30 protein-coding genes are annotated in these 25,085 nt (G+C 68.7%); 16 read left to right on the top strand and 14 right to left on the bottom strand.

All coding sequences use genetic code 11. The annotated features are described in order from the left end of the window. Window positions 1-822: serine/threonine-protein kinase (locus tag AWC03_RS15150; RefSeq protein ID WP_142278400.1), on the bottom strand; the 822-nt coding region annotated here is incomplete at its 3' end. A 125-nt stretch (window positions 823-947) separates the two neighbouring features. Beyond that, the gene (locus AWC03_RS15145) at window positions 948-1,847 is read right to left on the bottom strand and encodes a peptidylprolyl isomerase (RefSeq protein ID WP_085241546.1); all 900 of its coding nucleotides are present in this window, start codon (window positions 1,845-1,847) and stop codon (window positions 948-950) included. A 116-nt stretch (window positions 1,848-1,963) separates the two neighbouring features. Between AWC03_RS15145 and AWC03_RS15140 the strand changes: the two genes are divergently transcribed. Both AWC03_RS15140 and hisS read left to right on the top strand, forming a co-directional pair. Further along, entirely contained in the window at window positions 1,964-2,635 is a 672-nt protein-coding gene (locus AWC03_RS15140) for an MBL fold metallo-hydrolase (protein ID WP_085241544.1), read from the top strand. Next, window positions 2,632-3,903 (top strand): histidine--tRNA ligase, encoded by a 1,272-nt coding sequence (hisS, locus tag AWC03_RS15135; RefSeq protein WP_085241542.1) that lies wholly within the window; start codon window positions 2,632-2,634, stop codon window positions 3,901-3,903. Before AWC03_RS15140 ends, hisS begins: the two co-directional genes overlap by 4 nt. Before the next feature lie 61 nt (window positions 3,904-3,964). Here the strand turns inward: hisS and AWC03_RS15130 are convergent, their stop codons facing one another. The 4 genes from AWC03_RS15130 to AWC03_RS15115 all read right to left on the bottom strand — a co-directional run bounded on the left by AWC03_RS15130 (window position 3,965) and on the right by AWC03_RS15115 (window position 6,175). After that, window positions 3,965-4,264 (bottom strand): hypothetical protein, encoded by a 300-nt coding sequence (locus AWC03_RS15130; protein ID WP_085241541.1) that lies wholly within the window; start codon window positions 4,262-4,264, stop codon window positions 3,965-3,967. A 45-nt stretch (window positions 4,265-4,309) separates the two neighbouring features. Continuing rightward, window positions 4,310-4,537, bottom strand: coding sequence for a deoxyribodipyrimidine photolyase (locus tag AWC03_RS15125; protein ID WP_085241539.1), 228 nt, complete (start codon window positions 4,535-4,537; stop codon window positions 4,310-4,312). Between the two features lie 90 nt (window positions 4,538-4,627). After that, window positions 4,628-5,113: an SRPBCC family protein gene (locus AWC03_RS15120; RefSeq protein WP_085241533.1), complete on the bottom strand. Its 486-nt coding sequence runs from the start codon at window positions 5,111-5,113 to the stop codon at window positions 4,628-4,630. A 42-nt stretch (window positions 5,114-5,155) separates the two neighbouring features. Continuing rightward, window positions 5,156-6,175 (bottom strand): Lrp/AsnC family transcriptional regulator, encoded by a 1,020-nt coding sequence (locus AWC03_RS15115; protein WP_085241531.1) that lies wholly within the window; start codon window positions 6,173-6,175, stop codon window positions 5,156-5,158. Between the two features lie 97 nt (window positions 6,176-6,272). On the opposite strand from AWC03_RS15115, the gene AWC03_RS15110 reads away from it, so the two are divergent. Together AWC03_RS15110 and AWC03_RS15105 are read left to right on the top strand one after the other, a co-directional pair. Continuing rightward, entirely contained in the window at window positions 6,273-7,031 is a 759-nt protein-coding gene (locus AWC03_RS15110; RefSeq protein ID WP_085241529.1) for an SDR family oxidoreductase, read from the top strand. 11 nt (window positions 7,032-7,042) lie between these two features. Continuing rightward, complete coding sequence (locus AWC03_RS15105; RefSeq protein WP_085241527.1) at window positions 7,043-7,900, top strand: LLM class flavin-dependent oxidoreductase; 858 nt, start codon at window positions 7,043-7,045, stop codon at window positions 7,898-7,900. Between the two features lie 4 nt (window positions 7,901-7,904). On the opposite strand, the gene AWC03_RS15100 is transcribed toward AWC03_RS15105, so the two are convergent. Together AWC03_RS15100 and AWC03_RS15095 are read right to left on the bottom strand one after the other, a co-directional pair. Next, window positions 7,905-9,053 carry an NADH:flavin oxidoreductase gene (locus AWC03_RS15100; RefSeq protein ID WP_249025891.1) on the bottom strand — a complete coding sequence of 383 codons (1,149 nt, stop codon included), beginning with the start codon at window positions 9,051-9,053 and terminating at the stop codon, window positions 7,905-7,907. Between the two features lie 42 nt (window positions 9,054-9,095). Beyond that, window positions 9,096-9,524 carry a hypothetical protein gene (locus AWC03_RS15095; protein WP_211279239.1) on the bottom strand — a complete coding sequence of 143 codons (429 nt, stop codon included), beginning with the start codon at window positions 9,522-9,524 and terminating at the stop codon, window positions 9,096-9,098. A 158-nt stretch (window positions 9,525-9,682) separates the two neighbouring features. On the opposite strand from AWC03_RS15095, the gene AWC03_RS15090 reads away from it, so the two are divergent. After that, window positions 9,683-10,336, top strand: a complete 654-nt coding sequence (locus AWC03_RS15090) for a TetR/AcrR family transcriptional regulator (RefSeq protein WP_085241550.1) — start codon at window positions 9,683-9,685, stop codon at window positions 10,334-10,336. Window positions 10,337-10,450: 114 nt separating this feature from the next. Further along, window positions 10,451-11,482 (top strand): Rv2578c family radical SAM protein, encoded by a 1,032-nt coding sequence (locus AWC03_RS15085; protein WP_085241525.1) that lies wholly within the window; start codon window positions 10,451-10,453, stop codon window positions 11,480-11,482. A gap of 1 nt (window position 11,483) precedes the next feature. Here AWC03_RS15085 and AWC03_RS15080 read toward each other — a convergent pair whose 3' ends face one another. After that, complete coding sequence (locus AWC03_RS15080) at window positions 11,484-13,082, bottom strand: purple acid phosphatase family protein (protein ID WP_085241524.1); 1,599 nt, start codon at window positions 13,080-13,082, stop codon at window positions 11,484-11,486. Between the two features lie 133 nt (window positions 13,083-13,215). Here AWC03_RS15080 and AWC03_RS15075 point away from each other — a divergent pair, with 133 nt between their 5' ends. Continuing rightward, window positions 13,216-13,659 (top strand): hypothetical protein, encoded by a 444-nt coding sequence (locus tag AWC03_RS15075; RefSeq protein ID WP_085241523.1) that lies wholly within the window; start codon window positions 13,216-13,218, stop codon window positions 13,657-13,659. Window positions 13,660-13,710: 51 nt separating this feature from the next. On the opposite strand, the gene AWC03_RS15070 is transcribed toward AWC03_RS15075, so the two are convergent. Next, on the bottom strand, window positions 13,711-14,244 hold the full coding sequence (locus AWC03_RS15070; RefSeq protein ID WP_085241522.1) for a helix-turn-helix domain-containing protein: 534 nt from the start codon (window positions 14,242-14,244) through the stop codon (window positions 13,711-13,713). Between the two features lie 74 nt (window positions 14,245-14,318). Here AWC03_RS15070 and AWC03_RS15065 point away from each other — a divergent pair, with 74 nt between their 5' ends. After that, window positions 14,319-15,104, top strand: a complete 786-nt coding sequence (locus tag AWC03_RS15065; protein WP_085241521.1) for an aldolase — start codon at window positions 14,319-14,321, stop codon at window positions 15,102-15,104. 33 nt (window positions 15,105-15,137) lie between these two features. Beyond that, window positions 15,138-16,007, top strand: coding sequence for a dihydrodipicolinate synthase family protein (locus AWC03_RS15060; RefSeq protein ID WP_085241520.1), 870 nt, complete (start codon window positions 15,138-15,140; stop codon window positions 16,005-16,007). A 52-nt stretch (window positions 16,008-16,059) separates the two neighbouring features. On the opposite strand, the gene ypfJ is transcribed toward AWC03_RS15060, so the two are convergent. From ypfJ to AWC03_RS15045, 3 genes are read right to left on the bottom strand one after another with little or no spacing between them, the layout of a single operon-like run. Beyond that, the gene (gene ypfJ / locus AWC03_RS15055) at window positions 16,060-16,932 is read right to left on the bottom strand and encodes a KPN_02809 family neutral zinc metallopeptidase (RefSeq protein ID WP_085241518.1); all 873 of its coding nucleotides are present in this window, start codon (window positions 16,930-16,932) and stop codon (window positions 16,060-16,062) included. Window positions 16,933-16,941: 9 nt separating this feature from the next. Next, window positions 16,942-17,445 (bottom strand): SRPBCC family protein, encoded by a 504-nt coding sequence (locus AWC03_RS15050; RefSeq protein ID WP_085241516.1) that lies wholly within the window; start codon window positions 17,443-17,445, stop codon window positions 16,942-16,944. Between the two features lie 9 nt (window positions 17,446-17,454). Next, window positions 17,455-18,342 carry an oxidoreductase gene (locus tag AWC03_RS15045; RefSeq protein ID WP_211279240.1) on the bottom strand — a complete coding sequence of 296 codons (888 nt, stop codon included), beginning with the start codon at window positions 18,340-18,342 and terminating at the stop codon, window positions 17,455-17,457. 56 nt (window positions 18,343-18,398) lie between these two features. Between AWC03_RS15045 and aspS the strand changes: the two genes are divergently transcribed. The 3 genes from aspS to AWC03_RS15030 are packed head-to-tail and all read left to right on the top strand — an operon-like array spanning window position 18,399 to window position 21,707. Continuing rightward, complete coding sequence (gene aspS / locus AWC03_RS15040; protein ID WP_142278399.1) at window positions 18,399-20,192, top strand: aspartate--tRNA ligase; 1,794 nt, start codon at window positions 18,399-18,401, stop codon at window positions 20,190-20,192. Window positions 20,193-20,238: 46 nt separating this feature from the next. After that, entirely contained in the window at window positions 20,239-20,670 is a 432-nt protein-coding gene (locus AWC03_RS15035) for a nitroreductase family deazaflavin-dependent oxidoreductase (protein ID WP_085241514.1), read from the top strand. 5 nt (window positions 20,671-20,675) lie between these two features. Next, a complete protein-coding gene (locus tag AWC03_RS15030; RefSeq protein ID WP_085241512.1) occupies window positions 20,676-21,707 on the top strand; it encodes an FUSC family protein in 1,032 nt (343 codons plus the stop codon). Window positions 21,708-21,713: 6 nt separating this feature from the next. Here AWC03_RS15030 and AWC03_RS15025 read toward each other — a convergent pair whose 3' ends face one another. Continuing rightward, the gene (locus AWC03_RS15025; RefSeq protein ID WP_085241511.1) at window positions 21,714-22,103 is read right to left on the bottom strand and encodes an MmcQ/YjbR family DNA-binding protein; all 390 of its coding nucleotides are present in this window, start codon (window positions 22,101-22,103) and stop codon (window positions 21,714-21,716) included. 89 nt (window positions 22,104-22,192) lie between these two features. Between AWC03_RS15025 and AWC03_RS15020 the strand changes: the two genes are divergently transcribed. The 4 genes from AWC03_RS15020 to AWC03_RS15010 are packed head-to-tail and all read left to right on the top strand — an operon-like array spanning window position 22,193 to window position 24,846. Beyond that, window positions 22,193-23,134 (top strand): transglutaminase family protein, encoded by a 942-nt coding sequence (locus tag AWC03_RS15020; RefSeq protein WP_208859460.1) that lies wholly within the window; start codon window positions 22,193-22,195, stop codon window positions 23,132-23,134. Beyond that, window positions 23,127-24,182: a zinc-binding metallopeptidase family protein gene (locus AWC03_RS15015; RefSeq protein WP_085241502.1), complete on the top strand. Its 1,056-nt coding sequence runs from the start codon at window positions 23,127-23,129 to the stop codon at window positions 24,180-24,182. Before AWC03_RS15020 ends, AWC03_RS15015 begins: the two co-directional genes overlap by 8 nt. Before the next feature lie 14 nt (window positions 24,183-24,196). Next, the gene (locus tag AWC03_RS27905; protein ID WP_249025890.1) at window positions 24,197-24,424 is read left to right on the top strand and encodes a DUF6629 family protein; all 228 of its coding nucleotides are present in this window, start codon (window positions 24,197-24,199) and stop codon (window positions 24,422-24,424) included. After that, window positions 24,424-24,846 carry a DUF6629 family protein gene (locus AWC03_RS15010; RefSeq protein WP_249025889.1) on the top strand — a complete coding sequence of 141 codons (423 nt, stop codon included), beginning with the start codon at window positions 24,424-24,426 and terminating at the stop codon, window positions 24,844-24,846. Before AWC03_RS27905 ends, AWC03_RS15010 begins: the two co-directional genes overlap by 1 nt. Window positions 24,847-25,085: the final 239 nt, after the last annotated feature.

Genomic DNA, 25,085 nt, shown 5'->3' with positions numbered 1-25,085 from the left:
CGCCTGCGTCGGTGGCGGGGCGGCCGGGGGCGCCGGGCGGCTCGGGGCCGCGGTCCCGGCCGCGCCGGCCAACGCCGCCCCGGCGGCTTCGGCGAGTTCCATCGCCGACTGGTAACGGTGTTCGGGGTCTTTGGCCATTCCGCGGGCGACCACCGCGTCGAGGGCCGGCGGCACGCCGGCCGACGTGGTCGACGGCCGCGGCGGCGGGGTGTTCAGGTGGGCGTTGAGTTGTTCCTCGAGGCTGTCGCCGCCATAGGGGCGCCTGCCGGTCAGGCACTCGTGCAGCACGCAGGCCAACGAATACACGTCGGCGCGGTGATCGGTTGTGCCCCTGAATCGTTCGGGTGCCATGTACGCGACGGTGCCCATCGTGTGCCCCGTCTGGGTGAGCGCGGTGTCGGCCACGGCGCGGGCGATGCCGAAGTCGATCAGGTAGACGAAGTCGCGCGCGTTGGCGACCAAGATGTTCTTCGGTTTGATGTCGCGGTGGACGAGCCCCGCCTGGTGGGCGCTGTCGAGCGCCGCGGCAACCTGTTCGATCACGGCGACCGCGCGCTCGGGGCTGAGCCGTCCGCCGTTTTCGTCGATGTACTGCACCAAGTCGCGGCCCTCGATCAGCCGCATGTCGACATACAGCCGACCGTCGATCTCGCCGTAGCCGTGGATGGGCACCACATGCGGGTCGTTGAGGCTCGCCGCGATGCGCGCCTCGCGGCGGAAGCGTTGCTGAAATTCCTGGTCCTCGGCCAGGTTCGGGGGCAGCACCTTCAGGGCGACGACGCGATCGGTGGCGGCGTCGTAGGCCCGATAGACCTGCCCCATGCCGCCACGCCCCAGGACGTCCAGCAATCGGTATTGCCCGAAAGACTCTGACCCCACCCGACGACCTTAAGCGGTGGACCGCCCGCGGGTCGCGCGAATCCGCGTCGGCGTTGCGGGGTTTGGCTCTAGTCCAGCAGCAGCGACGTGATGGTCACGTCGGAGGCCGGCGCGCCGTCCTCGCCGCCGCCGGCGACGCCGGCCTTGGCGATCTTGTCCAGCGTGGCCAGCCCGTCGGGCTGGATGGTGCCGAACACGGTGTATTGGGGCGGTAGCTGGGAGTCCTTGTACACCATGAAGAACTGGCTGCCGTTGGTGCCGGGGCCGGCGTTGGCCATCGCCAGGGTGCCGCGCGGGTAGAGGACGGGCTGCTGCGCCTTGGGGTCGTTCGGCGGGTACTGGTCGGTCGGGTATTCGTTGGCGAATTGGTAGCCCGGGCCGCCGGTGCCGTCGCCCTTGGGGTCGCCGCATTGCAGGACGCCCAGGTCCGGGGAAGTGGTCAGCCGGTGGCACTTGGTGTTGTCGAAGTATTTCTGGCCGATCAGGCTCGCGAAACTGTTTACCGTGCAGGGTGATTCGTTGTTCGCCAGCATCAGCCCGATGCGGCCCTGATTGGTCACCATGCTCGCGCTCACCTGGGCCGGGTCGGTCGGCACCTTGCCGGTGCGCGGCGGCTTGACCGGCTTGGCGGCCGGTTGCGGCGACGCCGGGTACTGGCAGTTGGCGCCCAGGTCGGCCGACGGCTTGAACGCCGGCAAGGGCGGAACGGGCGGCGTCGGGCCGGCGGGCGTCGTCGACTCCGGGGAGCTGGTGGCGGCGGAGGAAGTGGTGCTCGACGCGCTGTTGCCCTTGTGCTCGTGTTTGGTGTTGATGACCGCGAGCACCACCGCGACGACCACGGCCACGGCCACGATCGAGCCGGCGGCGATCACCACGATCCGGCGCCGCTTGGCTTGCTTGGCGCGGCGCTCCAGCTGGCGCTCCAGCTTGCGTTTGGCGTTGGCACGTCGCTGTTCGTTGGTCGGCACGGCCGTATGCCTCCATGGTTGGTCGGTCGCGGGCCCGCAAAGGCGCCGGTGGCCAGCTCAGGCTAATGTGGGCGCCGCGACCGGTGTCAAGTGGGGCCCGTGGGAAACTGGGAACCGTGTTGATCACCGGATTCGCCGCCGGCATGTTGCAGTGCAACTGCTACGTGCTGGCCGAGCGGCCCGGGACGGACGCCGTCATCGTGGATCCGGGGCAGCGGGTGATGGGCTCGTTGCGGCGCATCCTCGACGAGAATCGACTGACCCCGGCCGCGGTGTTGCTCACCCACGGCCACATCGACCACATGTGGTCCGCGCAGAAGGTGTCCGACACCTACGGCTGCCCCACCTACATCCACCCCGAGGACCGCTTCATGCTGAAAGACCCGATCTACGGCCTCGGGCCGCGGGTGGCGCAGCTGGTGGCGGGCGCCTTCTTCCGCGAACCGAAGCAGGTCGTCGAGCTGGACCGGGACGGCGACAAGCTCGACCTGGGCAGCGTCACCGTCAACGTCGACCACACCCCGGGGCACACCCGCGGGTCGGTGGTGTTCCGGGTGTCGTCCGGCAAGGACGACAAAGACTATGTGTTCACCGGCGACACCCTGTTCGAGCGCTCGGTGGGCCGCACCGACCTGCACGGCGGCAGCGGCCGCGACTTGTTGACCTCGATCGTGGAGAAACTTCTGGTGCTCGGCGACGAGACGGTGGTGCTGCCGGGGCACGGCAACGCCACCACCATCGGCGCCGAGCGGCGGTTCAATCCGTTCATCGAAGGCCTGAGCCCGTGACGGGCTTCTCGGCGTTCTCTGCGCCCAAGGGGGTGCCGGACTACGTCCCGCCGGACTCGGCCCAGTTCGTGGCCGTGCGGGACGGGTTGTTGGGCGCCGCCCGCCGGGCCGGTTACGGCGACATCGAGCTGCCCATTTTCGAGGACACCGGCCTGTTCGCCCGCGGCGTCGGTGAATCCACCGACGTGGTGTCCAAGGAGATGTACACGTTCGCCGACCGCGGCGACCGCTCGGTCACATTGCGCCCCGAGGGCACCGCCGGGGTGGTGCGTGCGGTGATCGAGCACGGCCTGGACCGCGGCGCGTTGCCGCTGAAACTCTGTTACGCCGGGCCATTTTTCCGCTACGAGCGTCCGCAGGCCGGCCGGTATCGCCAGCTCCAGCAGGTCGGCGTGGAGGCGATCGGCGTCGACGACCCGGCGCTGGACGCCGAGGTGATCGCCGTCGCCGACGCCGGCTTCCGCTCGCTGGGGCTGGACGGGTTCCGCCTGGAGATCACCTCGCTGGGCGACGACAGCTGCCGCCCGCAGTACCGGGAATTGTTGCAGGACTTCCTGTTTAGGCTGGACCTCGACGACGAGACGCGCAGGCGCGCCGAGATCAACCCGTTGCGGGTGCTCGACGACAAGAGGCCCGAGGTGCGCGCCATGACGGCCGACGCGCCGGTGTTGCTCGACCACCTGTCCGACGTCGCCAAGCAGCACTTCGACACCGTGCTGGCGCACCTGGACGCGCTCGGGGTGTCGTACGTGATCAACCCGCGCATGGTGCGGGGGCTGGACTACTACACCAAGACCACGTTCGAGTTCGTGCACGACGGCCTGGGCGCCCAATCCGGCATCGGCGGCGGCGGCCGCTACGACGGGCTGATGCACGAACTCGGTGGGCAGGACCTGTCGGGCATCGGGTTCGGGCTGGGCGTGGACCGCACCCTGCTGGCGCTGCGCGCCGAGGGCAAGAGCGTGGGGGAGACGGCCCGCTGCGACGTGTTCGGCGTGCCGTTGAGCGAGCAGGCAAAGCTGCGGCTGGCGGTGCTGGCCGCGCAGCTGCGCGGCGCCGGCGTCCGCGTCGACATGGCCTACGGCGGCCGTGGCCTCAAGGGCGCGATGCGCGCGGCCGACCGTTCGGGCGCCCGCCTCGCGCTGGTCCTCGGGGACCGCGACATCGAGTCCGGGACGGTCGGGGTGAAGGATCTCACCACCGGGCAGCAGGCTCCGGTGGCCACGGATTCCGTTGTGCACGAGGTGCTTTCGCGACTAACCCGCTAACCGGCCCGCTAACCGGCCGGCGCGGGCATCCGCACGGCGACGATGCGCCGGGGCGTCTGCGTCAATGCGGCTGGTTGGCCACAAAGCACCGCACCTGGGTGGCGGCGTCGTTCGGCGCGACTCCCATATCCACCAATCGCTGCACTATTTGAGCGGAAGGCACACCGCCATTGAAGTCCGTCGCTATCACGTGGACGCTGGGGAACCAGTCTTCTGCGGACACCCCAGGCGGCGGGGGCTTCGCGTCGCCGCCGATGCAGCGGACGTAACCATTGACGCCGGTGTCGGCGTGAGCCGGTGAGCCCACAATCAGCCCGGCGGTGGTCATGCCGAGCGCCGCGGCGAGATAGACGGACCGCATGCCGCAATATACCTCTCCCGAACTGCATCGGGAAGCGGTCGTGCGTCAGCTTTTCTTGCTTGGAATAACGATGACGACGATCAGCGTGAGGATCGAGAAGAACAGCCCCAGAATTCCCCAGCCCAGTGGATTGCGCCCCTTCATCATCGCGATTAGTGCGCAGATAATTGCCGCGATCACGCTGCCGATGGCGACGAAGATTCCCTTGATGCCGCGAAGGATAAAGCCCGCCGCGACCGGGTCCGAACTCGCCAGAATCACCGAGTGCAACATGTCAGATCCTTCCGTGAGGGGCCCCGACCTGATACCCTCCCGAATGCGCGGCAAAACCGCCGTCCGGTATGGACGCTTACCGGAAACCGGTCATCGTCGTGGATAACCGCGGCGGACGGTGCGGTCGAGAATTCCCAACGTCGCCCGCAATGCCCCCTCGGACAGAATCGGGAAAATCCCCGCCGCCCGCCACTTCGGGTCGATGTCCGACCAATCGTAAAACGAGGTGACCACGGTCGCCGAGCCGTCTTCGGCCGGCTCCAGCCGATAACCGTAGACGTGACCGATCGGCGGCTGGATTTGACCGAGAACCGTCCACGCGATCAGGCGATCCTGTTCGAATTCGGTGATGTCGACGGTGACGTCGTACTTACCGAATTGCGGAAAGTCGTTCAACGCTTCGCGGTCCATGTGCACGACGAATTGGTCACCGGCGCCGCGCACCGGATCGCCTTCGGCGTCCTGCAGCATCCCGGACGAATCGATCGCGACGTGCCCCTGCGGGTCGCACAGCACGGCGAAGATGTCCGGCGCCCCCGCCGCGATGGTGCGCTGAACCTCGATGCGTTCGGTCATGGTGCCTCGCCGCCGGTTAGTACGACTGGGTCGTGGCTCACTCTACGACCGCCGCGGCGTCCTGGGATTCGGGTTCATCAGTCGTCCGTGCGCGATCACGGATCCGTGTTGCTTCAGGCGCTGGATGCGGGTGCTGACCTCGTAGGTGAGGACTTCCTCGATGGCCCCGAGGCCGTCGGTGAGATACGCGTAGAGGTCGCGGGCGTCACGGCAGATCACCACGGCCATCACGTTTGTCCTGCCGCTGACGGCGGCCGCGAAGGCGACGTGGTCGTGCGCCGCGATCTGTTCTCCGACGCGCTGAATGTGCCGGGGCGCGACCGTCAGCCACAGCATGGCGCTGAGGCGGTATCCGAGTCGCTCGGGAAGCACGTCCACGTCGTAGACCAACGACCCGGCCGCTTCGAGTGCCGCCAGGCGCCTGCGCACTCGCGCCACCGACCACCCCGTGCATGCAGCCAGTCGCGAAAGGGGCGCGCGGCCGTCGTCGGCCAGCGCGTTGAGCATGGGGCGGTCCTCGAGAGCCGGCGGCGACGGCCGGCCGGTTGTCACCGCCTCGGCACCGTCGAGGATTCGTTCGGCCTGTTCGGCGCTGAGCTTCTGGCCGTAGCCCGTCCACGGCGCGGTCGGGGGTCGCCCGAACGTGTGCAGCACCAGCTCGATGTCGATGTCCATGACCGAACCCGCGCGCGGAAGCCGCTGCAGCAGCACGTCTTCGCGACTCTCGCCGAGCGGTGCCCGGATGGTGCAGACCAGGTCGGTCCAGCCCGAGAGGACGTTCGCGTGGGACACGTCCGGGTTCCGGACCAGTGCGTCGGCCAGTTGCGGTATGCGGTCGGGCTTGGCGTGTATCCGGCAGACCCAATGCGCCCAATCGCCGTTGCCGTCGGCCCCGGGGTTCTGTAGCCCCACGACACGCACGACCCCGTTCCGGCGGAGTCGGTGGTAGCGGCGGGCAACCGTTTGTTCGGTCGCTCCGACAACGTCCGCGATGCGCCGAAACGATGCCCTGGGCGAGATCTGCAAGGCATGCAAAATCTGTCCGTCCAACGGGTCGATCATGAGTAATGATAGACATTTATCCGGATCCAGTGAGTATTTATCGACACTTTGACCGGAGCTGTCGGTATTTCGTTACTCGCACTGCCAGCCTTGCACCATGAAGCTGACGCGCAATGTCGTGCTGGTGACCGGGGGAGGCAGCGGAATCGGCCGCGGCCTGGCCGAATCGTTGCACCGCTTGGGCAACCGGATCATCATCGCGGGGCGGCGCCGCGAGGCCCTGCAAGCCGTCGCGGCAGCCAACCCGGGCATCGAATACCTGCAACTCGATCAGGGCGACCCGGCCAGCGTCAGTCGGCTGGCCGACGTGGTGGCGAACCGGCATCCCGAGCTGAACGTCGTAATCAACAACGCGGCGGTCATGCACACCGAGGACCTGCGGGCCGCCGACACCGCGCAGGCGGAGGAGACGGTGGCGGTCAACCTGCTCGGGCCAATCCGGCTGACGGCCGCGCTGCTGCCGATTCTGCTGGCGCAGCGGCGCGCCGCCGTCGTCAATGTCACCTCCGCCCTGGCGTTCGTGCCCAAGGCGGTCACGCCGACGTACTGCGCGACCAAGGCGGCGCTGCATTCCTACACCGAGTCCCTGCGCCGCCAGCTGCGCGACACGGCGGTCGAGGTGATCGAGATCATCCCGCCGCGGGTGGAGACGCAGATCCAGCGAGGCCTGCCACATGACCCGAATGTGATGGTGGTCAACGATTTTGTGGCAGAGACGATTTCACTGCTGGGCAGACGTCCGGCCGCCGGCGAGATTCTCGTCGACCCGGCGCGGTGCGTCCGGTTCGCCGGGCGGGACGGCTCCTACGACGAGGTCTTCGATGCCGTCAACCAGACGGTGCCGAGAACGAAATAGGGGAGGACGCAATGCAAATCGGAATCGGATTGCCGAGCCACATCGCGCATGTGCCCGGGCCGTTGACGGCCCCTTGGGCCCGCCGGGCGGAACAACGCGGATTCGCCAGCCTCGCTACGATCGACCGGCTGGTCTATGAAAGCCTCGATTCGACCGTTGCGCTGTCCGTGGCTGCCGGCGCGACCGCTGAAATCGCCTTGATCACCAACGTTCTGCTGGCGCCCCTCTACCCGGCCGCCGTGCTCGCCAAGCAACTCGCCACCGTCGCAGACGCCACCGGTGACCGGCTGACCGTCGGCCTGGGCGTGGGCAGCCGCACCGACGACTACTCGGCGGCCGGCGCGGACTTCGGCAGGCGGGGACGCGTTCTGGACGAGGCGGTGGGATTGTGGCGCGAGGCCTGGCGCGCCACGCCGGTCACCGGCGCCAAGGCGCTGTGCCCGCGGCCGGTGCGCATCCCCCTCCTGTTCGGCGGAGGGTCGGCGGCGACCATGCGCCGGGTCGTGACGATGGGAGACGGCTGGTCGGCCGGCGCCCTGCGCGACTACGACAATCAGTCGTCATTCGCCGATCGGGCTCGCGCGGCGTGGCGGGAGGCGGGCCGGTCGGGGCAGCCGCGACTGCAGGCCAGCGTCAACTTCGCGTTGGGTGCTGAGGACACCGTCCGGGTCGGCCGGGAGCACCTCCGGCGCTACTACGGGTTCAAACCGGACTACGCAGCTCTCAACGTCGCCGACATGCTGACCACGCCGCAGGACGCGGCGGCCACCGTACGCGCCTACCGCGACCTCGGTTTCGACGGGCTGGTGTTCCACCCCTGCGTCGCCGGCATCGAGCAGGTGGATCGGCTTGCCGACGCCGTTCTCTGAACCGTTACGCTCCTTCCTTGCCCGCGCTGACGACGACTTCCCAGTCTTTGAGGTTGGCGACGGGACCGAAGAGATCGGTTGGCACGTCGGGTGATAACGGTTCGCCCTGTCGGACTCGATGAGGCCAGTCGCGGTTGGCCAACGCCGGTTTGGCCAGGGCGACCAGATCGGCGGCGCCCGACGCGATGACGGCGGCGGCGTCGCGGGGGTCGTCCAGATGTCCGTTGGCGATCACCGGCAGCTTGCCGTATTGCTTGGCCAGCTGCGCGAGCGATTTGCCGGATCCGGCGAATGCCGGTGCCAGCGCGCGATATTCGGTGGTGTGGATGTAGTCGATACCGGTCTCGCCCAGAGTGCCAAAGATGATCGCCGCGTCCTCCTCGTCGCCGGCCCACCGATGGTGGATATCGGAGACCTTTCCCTGGGAGATCCGGATGCCGACGGCGATGTCGTCACCGACGGCGGACGCGACGTCGTGGCAGACCTCGGCCGCCAGGCGTACACGACCGGCGGTATGGCCGCCGTACTCGTCGGTGCGAGTATTCAGATAGTCGGTGAGAAATGCGTCGAGCAGATAGCCGTTGGCTCCGTGGATCTCCACGCCGTCGAACCCGGCGTCGCGCGCCTGCCGTGCCGCAGCCACGAATGCGGCACGAACTTGGTTGATGTGCTCCGTGGTCATCGCTTGGGGAATCTTGAACGGACCCGCACCGCGATACATGGGCAGCTGCTCGCCTTTCGGCCGTACTGCGGACGGCCCCCAGGTGATCGTCGTGTGCGGGTTGCCTTGCGACTGGCTGCCGGCGTGCATGAGCTGAGCGAAAAATTTGGCCCCACAGTCGTGGACGCCGTCGATGACCGGTTGCCAGCCGGCCGCGTGAGCTGCGTTGGCGATGCCCGGTTGGAAGAGGTACCCCTGGCTGGCCTGATCGTCGATGTAAAGCCCTTCGGTGATCAACAACGCGAAGCCACCCTCGGCGAAAATGCGGTAATACGACGCGATCCGGTCGGTGGGCACGCCGTCGGCCGTCGCGCTCACTCGCGTCATGGGGGCCAGGGCGACCCGGCTGGCGAGGTCGACGTTGCCAATGGTTGCCGGTTCGAAGAGCGTCGGATGTGGTGGGTGCATTCGGTCGGGCACGAGGTCGTCCATTTCCGTCTCAGTTGTGCGGGGTCCACTGCGTTGGGGCTGCCGTCAGGAGCGCTGCCAATGATCCCGGCGAAGCTGAACTAGATTCACTGCTGCCAGCAGCATGAAAATCAGGGGGATAATGGGGGGCTTTATTTTGAGCGGAAGTACCTCTGCGGGCACTTCCGGGTGCACGTGCACATAAGTGGCGCCCCCCATGTTGGCGATCAGCGCCGCCGAGGCGGCGGACGCGATCGGCCCGAAGATATTCGAGGCTTTCCGCCCGAAGCAGGCGGCCGAAAGTAGGCTCAGCCCAATGGATATTTCCCCGGTGATACCCATGGGGATGCTCAGTCGCGGCAGCCCGCTTTTGGTGATTTGGACGTCGAACCACGTGCGAAATGGCTCGAAGAATTTCAAAAACCCGAACATGAACATCGTCGAACCTAGAAATATCGAATTATATTTGAAGATCTTGTTGTCTGATGTCGGCATCATAATTCCTCCGTCGCAGGGTGGCGGCGCCGCGAACCGGCGTCGGGGGCGGTCAGGTGCGGGGACACGTCGTCTTCTTCCAGGGTCGGACGGTCCACGCGGAAATTGTGCTGAAGCCCAAATGGACTATCAAGTCCAATCCGCCTTACACTTCGCGCATGTCAGGAGAGGAGCGCCCCGGTGCCGGGCGGCTGACGACCCGCGGTGCCGCGACCAGGGCCCGCATCGTCGCCGCGGCGGCATCGCTCGTCCGCGGGCAAGGCGTCGCCGGGACCAGTCTGGACGACGTGATGGCGGCGACCGGCACGAGCAAGTCGCAGCTGTACCACTACTTCGCCAACAAGGACGCCCTCATTCGCGAGGTCGTGAAGACCCAGCTCGGCGACGTCATCGCGGCCCAGCAGCCCAATCTGGGCGAGGTGTCGTCGTGGGAGGGCCTGCAACGATGGTGCGACCACGTCGTGGCCATGACCCGCGCGACGCAAGGCGTCGGGGGTTGTCCGTTGGGTTCGCTCGTGGGAGAGCTCGCCGAACGGTCCGATTCGGCGCGCCGGGAGCTTGCGCAAGCCTTCGCCGAATGGCAGTCGTACCTGTCGGCGGGTTTGGCGACGATGCGCGACAACGGTGAACTCTCCGCAGATGCCGACCCGGCCGAGCTCGCATTGACCATCATGAGTGCGCTGCAAGGCGGACTGCTGATGGCGCAGACGATGCGCAGCGCCCGACCTGTCGAGCTCGCCGTGGACATGGCGCTAGGGCACGTCGCCGCGTACCGCCGCGGCCCGAGGGCGTCGGCCCGGCGCCGTCCGTGAAGTTATCCGGATGCCCCCACCCCGGCCCCGCCATCGCCGATCGAGATGCCCGGCCACATCTGACTCGACACCGAAGGGCTTGACCTCGATGTCGAACTAATGTTCGAATAGTGCATGCGCTGGGCGGATCAGGCCGTCGCGGTCAACGGGGAGCCGGTCGAGGACGGGGCGCTGCCGGGGCTGCAGCGGATCGGCCTGGCCCGCAGCGTGCGAGCGCCGCAGTTCGAGGGGATCACCTTCCACGAGGTGCTGTGCAAGTCCGCGCTCAACAAGGTGCCCGCCGCTTCCGCCCTGCCTTTCCGGTACACCGTCAACGGCTACCGCGGCTGCTCGCACGCGTGCCGCTACTGCTTTGCCCGGCCCACCCACGAATACCTGGACTTCAACTGCGGCAACGACTTCGACAGCCAGGTCGTCGTCAAGACCAATGTCGTCGAGGTGCTGCGCCGCGAGCTGCGCCGGCCGTCGTGGCGGCGGGAGACCGTCGCGCTGGGCACCAACACCGACCCGTACCAGCGGGCCGAGGGGCGCTACGCGCTGATGCCGGGCATCATCGGCGCCCTGGCCGAATCCGGCACGCCGCTGTCGATATTGACCAAGGGCACGCTGCTGCGGCGCGACCTGCCCTTGATCGCCGATGCGGCGCAACGGGTTCCGCTGTCGGTCGCGGTGTCACTCGCCGTCGGCGATGCGGACCTGCACCGCGACGTCGAGCCCGGCACGCCCACGCCGCAGGCGCGGCTGGGCCTGATCGCCGCGATCCGCGAGGCGGGCCTGGACCCTCACGTGATGGTGGCGCCGGTGCTGCCGTACCTGACCGACTCCGTCGAGCACCTCGACGGCCTGCTCGGCCAGATCGCGGCGGCCGGCGCGACGGGCGTTACGGTCTTCGGCCTGCACCTGCGCGGCTCGACCCGGGCCTGGTTCATGTCCTGGCTGGGACGCTCGCACCCCGAGCTGGTGGACCGCTACCGCGAGCTGTACCGGCGCGGGGCGTACCTGCCGCCCGGCTACCGCGAGATGCTGCGGGCGCGGGCCGCGCCGTTGGTCGCGAGGTACCGGCTGGGCGGCGAACACCGCTCGTTCCGCCGGCCCGTCGCGGCGCCCCGGCCGGAGCCGGAAAGCGGGCAGGCGACGTTGTTTTGAGTCAGGCCGGCTTGTCTCGGCGCGGCTTGGTCAGCGTGAACCGGTCCACCACGGTCACTTCGCCGAACGGCCCGTTGAGCGCGTAATGGGTGGCCCTGATCGAGGTGTCGCCGCCGGGTTGGCCCGGGTCGACGTCGAACGCCGCGAAGCCCCAGGGATGGTCGCGGTCGCGGAAGGCGGACCACGGTGCGTCCTCGAGAACGTAGATCGGTGCCTTGCGCCCGAGCCCGGGGTCGAACGCGCCCACCCCGGTCAACACGCGGCACCGCGGCTCGGCGAAGAAGAGGCCGTTGGTGGGCGCGGACGTGCCGCCGCCGCCGATGACGACGTGCACCGTCCCCTTGGTGGGGTCGATGACGTCGGTGCCGGTGTCCACCGGCATCGGCGTTCGGGTGTCGGTCTGCTGCGTGCCGCGCAACGGGTGCGATCGCTCGTAATGGTGTTCGTGGCCGCATAAGACGAGGTCGACCTGGTACTGGTCGAACAGCGGGAGCCACTCCTCGCGGATTCCCAGGTCGGCGCCGTTGGCCGGCGCGTCGGCGGTGGAGATCGCCGTCTGGTGCATGCACACGACGATCCAGTCCACCTCCGGGTCGCGCCGGGCGGCGGCGAGTTCGGCTGCCAGCCAACGCTTTTGCTCCCCGCCCGAGTAGCCGTGCACGTAGAAATTGCCACCGTCCTGAAGCGCCACGTCGTCGTTGCTCAGGCTGATCACCCGCACCGATCCGGCGGTGAACGAATACCACAGTCCGCGGGTCTCGGGGCTCGATCCCGAGTCGGGCACCGCGAAATACGTCTGATAGGCGGCGTAACCGATTGGGCCGTTGCCCAATTCGTTCTCGTGATTGCCCGCCGCGGGCATCCACGGCCGGTAGCGCGCCGATCGGGTGTTGTTCTCGAACCAGGCGGACCAGGTGCGGATCCGGTCCCGCGCGAGGTTGGCGTAACACAGGTCGCCGTTGACGAGGTTGAACAGGGGCGCCATGCGTTCGATCGCGAGGGTGGTGTCGGCGGACGCGGGCGACCCGATGTTGTCCGTGCCGTACGTGCCGTCGGGCATCCTCTCCAGCGTGGGTGTGGACTGGTCGCCGAAGCTGGTGAAGCGGAACGGTTTACGCCCCGACGGCGCGGTGCGCAGGGTGCCCATCTCGGGCTCCGCGCCGTCGTGCACGGCGGCGTAGACGTAGTCGGTGTCCGGGGTCAGGTTCGTCAGGCGGGCGTGGTTCACGCGGATCTCGGTGTTGGACTTGGCGTCGCGGTAGGTGCGGGTTTCGGCCGCCACGGTGCGTCCCAGGCCCGCCGTCGGCGTGCCGAGCATGACGCGCGGGTTGCGGACCGCGTCGACGGTGTGCCAGGACACCACCGCCTCGGTGCCGGCGTGCCGGCCGAATTGCAGGTGCAGCCCGGTCACCGGCGGTGCACCGTTGCGGCTGGGCTGATACCAGAGTGCGGGCGCGCTGGGGTGGGACCACACCAGCGCGGCCCCGCCCCCGACGCCCGCGCCGAGGGCGGCCGAAACCGCGCTGGTCGTCAACAGCCTGCGGCGGCTGATGCCGGGGGCCGGATCGTCGCTGCGGGGGATAGCGGGATCGTCGACCACTCCTGCTTCATACCCGACGGCGGTGAACGTCGGCGGAACGGCGCCCGCCGGGGGTGGTTGCCGTGGGCACCGACGCATGGTCGGGAACCTGATTCGTGCGTAGCGCCGTAACGAATTGGGTAGCGTTTTCGATATGACGAACGTGCGAATAGTGATCACGGGGGTGGCGGCGGCGACGTTTGCGGCCGCCGCAGCGGTGGCCGTCACGCCCGCGACCTCATCGGCGGACCCGGCCGGCCACCAGGTGACCTACACGATCACCGCCACCGGCAACCTCACCGGCAACGTCCGCTACATGAACACCGATCCGCCCAGCCAGGCGGCGTTCAACGCCAACTCCTCGCAGTACCTGAACAGCGTGCAGACGGCGTTCACCGCAAATCAGCCGCTGGTCTACAACACGACGTTGAACGACCCGAATCAGTGGGCGTTCGTCAACGCCAGCGGCGGGTGCCACTGGCCGGACTGCGATTCGTCGAACACGCCGCAGATCCAGTGCCAGATCGCCGTCGACGGCCAGGTCGTGGTGACGCAGAGCGCCACCACCGGGGTCACCTGCTCGACGCGGCCCTGGTGAGCGGGTCGCCGGTGTTCGCCGATAGCGAACACCGGTCTCGATCGAGCGGCGTCACCGAAGGTTCCGGATCCCCGGCTCGTGGGCGACGACGACGACCTCGGCCGGATCGGCGCCGACGGCCCGGATGGTGTGGCTGACCGCCGCGTCGAAATAGGCGCTGTCGCCGGTGTCGAGCCTGATCGTCCGGTCGCCGTAGTCGAGTTCGACGCTGCCGGCGTGCACGAACATGAATTCCTGGCCCCCGTGCTCGGGGTGCGGGTCGTCGGCCGGGCCCGCGGCCGGGCGAACCACGAACGGCGACATGGACTTTCCCAGCAGCGACGACGCGAGCACCCGATAGCGCTGGCCGTCGGCCGCGGCGGACGGGCGGTCGATGGCGATCTTCTCCTGCGCCTCCTCGTCGGAGAACAACCGCCCGACGTCGACGTCGAGAGCCTTGGCCACCTTGAGGGCCACCGCGATCGACGGGGTGCTCTGCCGCCGTTCGATCTTGGACAGGTAGCTCTTGGTCAGTCCCGTCCGTTCGGCCAGCGCCTCGAGGGTCAGGCCGCGCTGGATGCGGACCGCGCGCAGTAGTGCTGTCACTGGCGATGCCTCCGGTGGACGTTCCAATGAGCCGACGATGACACAAAGTGTCCTATCGTGTTACATTGTGTCATATGGCTGGCACGTTCACCGACTCCAAGTCCGCATTGATGCGTCGCGCCGCCGAGCAGTTGACGGCCAACCTCGCCGATTCGCAGCTGACCACCCGGCAGAAGCTCGCGCTGACCTGTCGCGCGCTGTTCGATGCCGGTCACGACTCGGGGCTGGCCGGACAGATCACCGCGCGGGCCGAGGCCGACGGCACCTACTACACCCAGCGCCTGGGCCTCGGGTTCGACGAGATCACCGACGCCAACCTGCTGGTGGTGGACGAGGACCTCAAGGTGCTCGACGGTGACGGAATCCCCAACCCCGCCAACCGTTTTCACAGCTGGATCTATCGCGCCCGCCCCGACGTGCAGTGCATCGTGCACACCCACCCGTTCCACGTGGCGGCGCTGTCGATGCTGGAGGTGCCGCTGATCGTGTCCCACATGGACACCACGCCGCTCTACGACGACTGCGCCTTCCTCGCCGAATGGCCCGGTGTGCCGGTCGGCAACGAGGAGGGGGAGATCATCACCGCCGCCCTGGGCGACAAGAAGGCGGTGCTGTTGGCGCATCACGGCCAGGTGGTCGCCGGCGCCAGCGTCGAGGAGGCGTGCTCGCTGGCGGTCCTGATCGAGCGCGCCGCCCGGCTGCAGCTGGCCGCCATGGCCGCCGGCGCCGTCCAGGAGCTGCCCGAGAAGCTGGCCCGCGAGGCCCACGACTGGACGCTGTCGCCGCAGCGCAGCCGCGCCAACTTCGCCTACTACGCCCGCCGCGCCCTGGCCCGCCATCCCGACGCGCTGACCGATTGACGCCACGCTCAACGACATTCGAGGAGTCCGCCCGTGCCCTACATCCACGGCATCGTCGCCTACCCGGTGACTCCGTTCGCCGACGAAGGCATCAACACCGAGCGGCTGGCCGCGCTGGTCGACCGGCTCGTTTCCTCCGGCGTCCACGCGATCGCCCCGCTGGGCAGCACCGGCGAGCTGGCCTACCTGGACGAACCCGAATTCGACGCCGTCGTGGACACCACGATCGCCACGGTCGCGGGCCGGGTGCCGGTGATCGTCGGGGTGTCGGATGTGACCACCGCCAAGACCATTCGTCGCGCGCGGTACGCGCAGCGGGCCGGTGCCGACGCGGTGATGATCCTGCCGGTGTCGTATTGGAAGCTGCGCGAGCGGGAGATCGTCACGCACTACCAAAGCGTCAGCGACGCGATCTCGATTCCCATCATGGCCTACAACAACCCGGCCACCAGCGGCGTCGACATGCCCCCCGAGCTGCTGGTCCGCATGTTCGAGACCATCGACAACGTCACCATGGTGAAGGAATCCACCGGTGATCTGACCCGGATGCAGCGCATCACCGAGCTGTCGGGCGGCAGGCTGCCCTTCTACAACGGCAGCAACCCGCTGGTGCTCGACGCCCTCAAAGCCGGCGCTTCTGGATGGTGCACGGCCGCACCATGTTTGCGTCCCCAGCCGTGCATCGACCTGTACGAGGCGGTGCGTGCCGGCGACCTCGACAAGGCTCAAACCCTCTACGACGACCTCAAGCCGTTGCTGCAGTTCATCGTCGCCGGGGGACTGGCCACCACCGTGAAGGCCGGCCTGGACCTGCTCGACTTCCCGGTCGGGGACCCGCGCGCCCCGCTGCTGCCGCTCGACGAAGAGGGCCGCGCCGAACTGAAGAAACTCCTGGCCGGTTAGCGGCGGTCGCGAGCGCGGCGGAGCCGGGTGAAGTGGGCCGCCGCCAGTACAACTAGCCCAGGCTGGGCGCGTCGAAGGTGTCGCACTGCTTCGGGTCGCCGGTCTGGTAGCCGACGGTGAACCAGTGCTGCCGCTGCTCCGACGAGCCGTGCGTCCACGACTCGGGATTGACCCGCCCGGTCGCTTCCTTCTGGATCCGGTCATCGCCCACCGACGCCGCGGCCGACAGGGCGTCGGCGATGTCCTGGTCGCTCAGCGGCTGCAAGTAGGGCACGCCGGTGCTCTCCTGCTTGACCGTCGATGCGTAGTGCGCCCAGATGCCCGCGTAGCAGTCCGCCTGCAACTCCGTGCGCACGCCGTTGCCGCCGGCGCCCTTGGCCCCCTGCTGGGAGCGGCCCAGGACGCCCAGCAGCTGCTGCACGTGGTGGCCGTATTCGTGGGCGACCACGTACTCCTGGGCGAACGGCCCTCCGCTGGAACCGAATTTGTCGACCAGCTCCTGGAAGAAGTCGGTGTCGAAGTACGCGGTCTGGTCCACCGGGCAGTAGAACGGCCCCACCGCGGTGGTGGCGGGTCCACAGCCGGTGTCGACCGATCCGGTGAACAGGCGCACGTGCGGGCGGGTGTACCGCGGCATCAGCTGGTGCCAGACCGCGTCCACGGAGTTGCCGGTGGCGACCACGCGGCACTGCACGTACTTGTTGGCGTCGGCGCCGGTCTTGCACTGGCTCAGGTCGAACCCGGGCGCCGAGTAGCCGCTGGTGTTTCCCTGCTGGTTCAGCACGCGGCCCGGATCGACGCCCAACAACAGCGCGCCGATGAGGATGAGCAGACCCAGGCCGCCACCCCCGAGCGCCATGCCCATGCCGCCCCCCGACGACGACGCGGTGCTGGTGTCGATCTGCATACCCTCGTTGAAGGTCATGGCAGGCTCCTAGTGTTGCTGGGTCGCGGAGTAGCGGGCATCGGTGTAGCTGCGCAGGTTGCGCAGGAATCGGCGCAGGCCCAGGTTCAGCAGCGGCCCCACCAGGTACATCGCCAGCCGGGCCGGGCCCGCGGGCTTCTGCGCCATCGTCCACGTCAGCCGGCAACCCCCCGGGATGACCTCGACCCGGTAGTCTTCGGCGAACGCCGCGACGGCCTGCGTGGAGCATTCGTTGAACCGAAAAGCCATGTGGCGCAGCGGCTCCCACGCCAGAAATTCCTCGTTGCCGACCATGCCGCCGCGCATCTCGACGACTCGGGTGGTGCCCACACCGCGCGGCTCGGGGCTGGTCCAGGTCACGTTGGTGATCACGCTGGCCCAGCGCGGCCACGACTCGGCGTCGGCGAGCACCTCGAACAGCTGCTCGGGCGTGATGGCCAGGTCGACGCTGTTGCGGAACACGAAGGGCGCGCTGTCGATGAAGCTCAGGTCGACGTGGTCGCAGGGGAACATGGCTCGAATCTATCCTGGCCCGTCGCTGGCCGCGGCCAGTAACGGCACCACGACATCGCTGATCGGCGTCGCCAGGTGATGAGCGCGGGCCTTGCGGATGATCACGCCGTTGCGGATGTCCCATTCCATCCGGCGGCCGTTCTCCCGGTCGGCCAGGATCGACGTCCCCATGTCCTCGGGCGTCCGGCGGAACATGTCCGCCAACTCGTCGACGATGCCGTCGGGCAGCCGGGCGCCCTCGGCCCGAGCCACCGCCAGGCACTCGGCGACGTAGCGGCGCGACAGCGCGGTGACGTCGTCGCGGCGGAACATCCCGGACCGCCGTCCGGCCAGCGCCATGAACCCGGCCAGCGCATTGGTCAGCAGCTTGCGCCAGGCCGCGGTGATGAAGTCGGGGTCGCAGTCCACCCGGCATCCCGCTCCGCGCAGCAGCTCGGCGAGCGCCTCCGCCGACGGCCCGCTGGGCAGCACCAGCGCGGGCTCGGTGCGCAGCCGGACCCAGCCCCCGGGCTGGGTTTCCGCGGAGTACCAGACGATGCCCGGGACCACGGGCGACGACGGGCAGTGCGGCCGCACCTGCTCGACCTGCTCGACGCCGTTCTGCAGCACGGCGACGATCGTGTGCGCGTCGCAGAGGCGGGCCAGCCATTTGGCCGCGGCGTCGTTCTGGGTGGCCTTGACCGCCAGCACCACCACGTCGACGGGGCCGTTCACCTCGCGGGGATCGGTGTGCACCGGGCCGGGTACCACGATCGGATCCGCGCCGTCGGGCCGCAATTCGATGCGGTCCCGCGGCGTGTGACCGCACACCAGCACCGGATGCCCGGCCTCGTGCAGCAGCGCGGCGACCGTCGTGCCGACGGCGCCCGGACCGACGAGTGCGATGTTGGTGACGATAGGACCGAAATTACCTGCCTCTAGACTGGGCACTCGTTCCAACCGCGGGAAAGGGAGTGTTTGTGCTGCGCAGCCACGCCGCCGGTTCGCTCAGAAGCAGCGACGCCGGGCAGCAGGTCACGTTAACGGGCTGGGTGGCTCGCCGCCGCGACCACGGCGGCGTCATCTTCATCGACCTGCGCGACGCCTCGGGCATCGCGCAGGTGGTGTTCCGCAACGCCTTGCAGGAAGGACAGGCGCTGGCCCAGGCGCACCGGTTGCGCGCCGAGTTCTGCGTCGCGGTCACCGGTGTGGTCGAGATCCGCCCGGAGGGCAACGCCAACCCCGAGATCGCCACCGGCGACATCGAGGTCAACGCCGCGTCGCTGACCGTTCTCGGGGAGAGCGCGCCGCTGCCGTTCCAGCTCGACGAGCCCGCCGGCGAGGAGTTGCGGCTGAAGTACCGCTACCTCGACCTGCGCCGCGATGGCCCGGCCGCGGCGATCCGGTTGCGTTCCAAGGTCAATGCCGCCGCCCGCTCGGTGCTGGCGCGACACGACTTCGTCGAGATCGAGACGCCGACGATCACCCGCTCCACACCCGAGGGGGCGCGCGACTTCCTGGTGCCCTCACGGCTGCACCCGGGCTCGTTCTACGCCCTGCCGCAGAGCCCGCAGCTGTTCAAGCAGCTGTTGATGGTGGCCGGGATGGAGCGGTACTACCAGATCGCCCGCTGCTACCGCGACGAGGACTTCCGCGCCGACCGTCAGCCCGAGTTCACCCAGCTCGACATGGAGATGAGCTTCGTCGACGCCGAGGACATCATCGCGATCTCCGAGGAGATCCTGACCGCGCTGTGGGCGCTGATCGGCTACCAGATCCCGACGCCCATCCCGCGGATCAGCTATGCCGACGCGATGCGCCGGTTCGGCTCGGACAAGCCGGACATGCGGTTCGGGCTGGAGCTCGTCGAATGCACAGAGTTCTTCAAGGACACCACTTTTCGCGTCTTCCAGGCGCCCTACGTGGGCGCGGTGGTGATGCCCGGCGGGGCGTCGCAGCCGCGGCGCACGCTGGACGGCTGGCAGGAGTGGGCCAAGCAGCGCGGGCACAAGGGGCTGGCCTACGTGCTGGTCGCCGAGGACGGCACGCTGGGCGGCCCGGTGGCCAAGAACCTGACCGACGCCGAACGCGACGGGCTGGCCGCGCACGTGGGCGCCAAGCCGGGGGACTGCGTCTTCTTCTCAGCCGGCCCGGCGAAGCCCTCGCGGGCGCTGCTGGGCGCGGCCCGCGGCGAGATCGCGGACCGGCTGGGTCTGATCGACCCGGACGCGTGGGCGTTCGTCTGGGTGGTGGACCCGCCGCTGTTCGAGCCCGCCGACGAGGCGACCGCCGCCGGTGACGTGGCCGTCGGCTCGGGGGCCTGGACCGCCGTCCACCACGCGTTCACGTCGCCCAAGCCGGAGTTCGAGGACGTCATCGACACCGATCCCGGCGGTGTGCTGGCCGACGCCTACGACATCGTCTGCAACGGCAACGAGATCGGGGGCGGCTCGATCCGTATCCACCGCCGCGACATCCAGGAGCGGGTGTTCGCCGTGATGGGCCTGGACCGCGCCGAGGCCGAGGAGAAGTTCGGATTCCTGTTGGAGGCGTTCACCTTTGGTGCGCCGCCGCACGGCGGAATCGCCTTCGGCTGGGACCGGATCAACGCGCTGCTGTCCCGGGTGGACTCGATCCGCGAGGTGATCGCGTTCCCCAAGACCGGCGGGGGCGTCGACCCGCTCACCGAGGCGCCCGCGCCCATCACCGCCCAGCAGCGCAAGGAATCCGGAATAGACGCCAAGCCCAAGGAAGTTGACCGGGCATGACACGCGCCGGCGACGATACAGCGCGAAGCAATGAGGAGCGGCGCCGATGACTGACGTGCCCGACACCGACACGATCAACGCGTTCAACAAGAGCATCATCGACGAGTTCCGTACCAACGGCGGCAAGGTGGGCGGCCAGTTCGCCAACGCCGACCTGCTGCTGCTGCACACGACCGGCGCCAAGTCCGGACAACCCCGAGTCTCTCCGCTGGCCTACTTCCGCATCGACGGCAAGCTCATCATCATCGGCTCGTTCGCCGGCTCGCCCGTCAGCCCGGCGTGGGTGCACAACCTGCGGGCCAACCCGCGGGCCCGGGTCGAGATCGGCACCGAGCAGTTCCCCGTCACGGCGCGCGAGCTGCCCTCCGACGAGCGCGACGCGCTGTTCGAGAAGGTCACCGCCGCCGCGCCCGGCTTCGCCGAATACCAGTCGAAGACCAGCCGGGTCATTCCGTTGTTCGAGTTGCAGCCGGCCTGACTTTCGTGAACGCGGCGCGGGCGGGCATCAACCGGCTCCGCGCCGTGTGGTTCACCCTCGTCCAGACCTCGGTCGCGTCGGGCCTGTCCTGGTATCTCGCGCGCGATGTGCTCGAGCATCCCCAGCCGTTCTTCGCGCCGATCGCCGCCGCGGTGTCGCTGTCGATCAGCAACGTGTTACGGGCCCAGCGCGCCATCCAGATGATGATCGGTGTGACCCTGGGCATCGGGATGGGCACCCTGGTCCAGGGCGTGCTCGGGCCCGGGGCCGTGTCCATCGGCGTCGCCGCGCTGATCGCGCTGTGCGCGGCGGTGTTCATCGGCCACGGCCTCATCGGCCAGGGGATGATGTTCGCCAACCAGACCGTCGTCTCGGCGATCCTGGTGCTGGCGCTCTTCCGCAGCGGCGTCGGGTGGGAACGCATCAACGACGCCCTGGTCGGCGGCGGCGTGGCGATCGTGTTCGCGATCGTGCTCTTCCCGGCCGACCCGCTGCAGGTGCTGCGCAGCGCGCGGATGGGCGTGCTGGACGCCCTGCACGGTGTCCTGACCCGCACCGCGGACGTCGCCGCCGGGCGCCGCGTGCCCGCGCACGACTGGCCGCTGTCGATGGCCGACCGCGTGCACCGGCAACTGGGCGAGCTGATCGAGGCCCGCGCCACCGCCCGCCAAGTCGTGCGCGTCGCGCCGCGGCGCTGGGGGGCGCGCGCCGCGGTCGCCGCCGCCGACCGGCAGGCGCTACACGTGGCTGAGCTGGCCGGTTCCGTGCTGCAGTTGGCCCGCGCCGTCGTCCCCGCCGCCGACGGCGGCTGCCAACCGCTCCGCGCGCCCGTGCCCGCCATCCTGGACCAGCTCGCGGCGGCGACGGCCCTCGCCGACCCGGACCCGGCCGGGGCCGCGGCATACACGGCGGCGGCGTGCCGCGACGCGTCGACGCTGCAGGCCGCCGCGCACGACCGGGCCGGGGTACTGCTGGCCGGCGCCGTCGCCGCCTGCGTGGATGACCTGCAGCGTGTGATCGAGCTGCATCGGAAATGAGCCCGCTCAGCCGGACTCGGCCAGGAATTCCTGGACCAACTTCCTCGGGGCCTGCGTCAGCCACGCCTCGGTGATCAGCTCCTCGAGGTCGCGCACCGAGATCCCGGCCAGCCGGACCAGCACGACGGGGTAGCCGTCGAAATGGGGGGTGGTGAAGTAGACGTCCGGCTCGTCGGTGATCAACCCGAACTTGACCCCCTCGTCGGACACCCGCACGCCAAGGATGTCGCCGCCGGGCGGTTCCGACCCGTCGCGGGCCAGCGCCTCGCGCTCCGACGGGCGCAGCGGCCGCTCCCAGGCCAGCAACTTCTTGCCGACTCGCCAGTCATGCAGTGACGGCTCGGAGGTGAGTGCCAACTCACGAACGATGCGGGCGACGTCGTACCACGTGGCCACCTCTCGATTGTGCTCCCGTTTTGGCCCGCGTGCCGCTGTATCGGCAAACGCTTTCGCGGCGCGGACGGCGCACCGGCCCCGGGTGTGATGTGATCAGCCTTGTGTCTGAAGCCGACGTCGGGCCCGCCCGCCGCCACCGGGTCACCCACCGCACCGAGTACCGGTACTCCGACGTCGTGACCAGCTCCTACGGTCGCGGCTTTCTCACCCCGCGGGATTCGCTGCGGCAGCGTTGTGTCGAGCACCGGCTGACCATCGACCCGGCCCCCGCCGACGTCTCCACCAGCGTCGACGTCTATGACAACATCAGCTCGTACTTCCACGTCACCGAGCCGCACCGCACGCTGAGCGTCACCAGCGACTCCATCGTGGACGTGTATCCGCCGGCCCCCGGGCTGTACACCGACGGACCGGCGGTGCAGCCGTGGGAGTCCGCCCGGCCGACGGGAGGCGGGGGAGCGCTCGCCGCCGAATTCACCCTGGACCTCAATCCGCCGGAGATCACCGACGAGGTGCGCGAGTACGCGGCGCCCAGTTTCGCCCCTGGGCGCCCGCTGGTCGACGTGCTGCGCGACCTCGCGTCGCGGATTTTCGCCGACTTCACCTACCGCTCGGGGTCGACGACGATTTCCACCGGGGTAACTGAGGTTCTGGCGGCCCGGGAAGGGGTATGTCAGGACTTTGCGCGGCTGGCGATCGCCTGCCTGCGCGCCAACGGTCTGGCGGCCAGCTACGTGTCCGGCTACCTGGCCACCGACCCGCCACCGGGGAAGGATCGAATGATCGGTATAGACGCCACCCACGCCTGGGCGGCGGTGTGGACACCGCAGCGGCCCGGCCAGTTCGAGTGGCTGGGTCTGGATCCCACGAACGACCAGCTGGTGGACGAGCGCTACATCATCGTCGGGCGCGGCCGTGACTATGCGGACGTGCCGCCGCTGCGGGGCATCATCTACACCGATTCGGAGCACAGCGTGATCGACGTGGCCGTCGACGTGGTGCCCTTCGAGGGGGACGTGCTCCATGCGTGACTTCAACTGCCCCAACTGCGGGCAGCGCCTGACGTTCGAGAACTCCACCTGCCTCAGCTGCGGCAGCGCGCTGGGGTTTTCGCTCGAGCAGATGGCCCTGCTGGTGATCGCCGAGAACAACGCCGGCGAGCACGCCGGCTTCGTGGCCGCCGCCGAATATCAGTTGTGCGCCAATCTACAACTGGCCGAATGCAATTGGCTGGTACCCGTCAACAACCCGCGGCTGTTGTGCGCGTCCTGCGCGCTGACCACCGTGCGGCCCAACGACGCCGACACCGCCGGCCTGGCCGAGTTCGCCCGGGCCGAGGCGGCCAAGCGGCGGCTGATCGCCGAGCTGCACGAGCTGAAGTTGCCGATCATCGGGCGCGACGCGGACCCCGAGCAGGGATTGGCCTTTCACCTGCTGTCCAGCGCGCACGAGAACGTGATGACCGGGCACGACAACGGCGTGATCACCCTGGACCTGGCCGAGGGCGACGACGTGCACCGCGAGCAGCTGCGGGTGGAGATGGAGGAGCCGTACCGCACGCTGCTGGGACACTTCCGGCACGAGATCGGGCACTACTACTTCTACCGGCTGATCGCCCCGTCCAGCGGATACCTGGCGCGCTTCAACGAGCTGTTCGGCGACCCCGACGCCGACTATCAGGAGGCGCTCGACCGCCATTACAGCGAGGGGCCACCCGAGGACTGGCAGGAAGACTTCGTCTCCTCGTACGCCACCATGCATCCCGCCGAGGACTGGGCCGAGACGTTCGCGCATTACCTGCACATCCGCGACACCCTGGACACCTCGGCGTGGTGCGGCTTCGCTTCGGCGTCGGCGACCTTCGACCGTCCGGCCCTGGGCCCCAGCGCTTTCCAGACCATCATCGACATGTGGCTGCCGCTGTCGTGGTCGCTGAACATGGTGAACCGGTCGATGGGTCACGACGACCTGTACCCGTTCGTGCTGCCGGCCGCGGTGCTGGAGAAGATGAAGTTCATCTACACGGTGATCGACGAGGTGGCCTCGGAGTCGCGGGGGCCCGTCACCGTCGCGAGTTAGTCGGCGATCGCGGGGTGGGCACCGCCCTGGTGCCGGTTGCGGTCGCCACCCTGCGTGAGGTGAAGCACTGGCGCGAGCTGCCATTCGCGTTGTTGCCCACGGTGTTCGCGGTTCACCAGTTCCTCGAGGCGGCGGTGTGGCCGAACAGCGTTGTCCCCGCCGGCGCGGCGCAGTTGGCGGTGCGGGCGTACGTCTTCATCGCGTTGCCGTTGCTGCGGCGCTGGTCCCGCTGTCCGTCTTGATGCTGGAACCGCGCGGCGCCCGACTGCGGGTGGCGCCCTTGGCGGTGCTCGGCGCCGTCGTGTCGGCGTATCTGGCCGTCGTGGTCCTCACCGAACCGATCGGGGTGAAGAGGTGGCCCCACGCGCTGGAATACCAGACGGCCGTTCACGAAAGCTACTTGTGGGCGGTGCTCTACATCGTCGCGGTCATCGGGCCCGCCGTGATGTCGGGCTATCGCTCCATCGTGGTGCTCGGGTGGGCGAACCTGGTGGGGCTGATCGTGGTCGCCATCGTCTACCTGCAGGCGTTCGCGTCACTGTGGTGCATCTACGCCGCGGTGCTGTCGGTCCTGGTGCTGGTGCACATGCGGCGTCGTCGGCGGCTGCCCGACCCACACCGCGACGAGGGGGTCGCGATGGATCACGCGACGTCGATGGTGTGATCCCTGCCAGCTAGTCGCATCGCGGTCGCATCGTTGTATTCCCTTGTGTCACTTTGGCTTCTGTGGTCACATTGTGGCCGTTTTTGTCGGTGGGGGTTTCTAGGGTTTGGGGTGTGGGTGCGAGCAGTCGTGAGGAGATCGTCGAGGTGTTCGACGCGCTCAATCATGACGCGGATCGCCTGTGTGGGTTGTCTTTTGACGTGCTCACCACCCCGGAGCGGTTGGCTGCCCTGGAGCGG

The sequence above is a fragment of the Mycobacterium europaeum genome (assembly GCF_002102155.1).
GTDB classification, from domain to species: domain Bacteria; phylum Actinomycetota; class Actinomycetes; order Mycobacteriales; family Mycobacteriaceae; genus Mycobacterium; species Mycobacterium europaeum.
The sequence above is the reverse complement of the archived record's forward strand: the minus strand, read 5'-3'. Positions and strand labels throughout refer to the sequence as shown.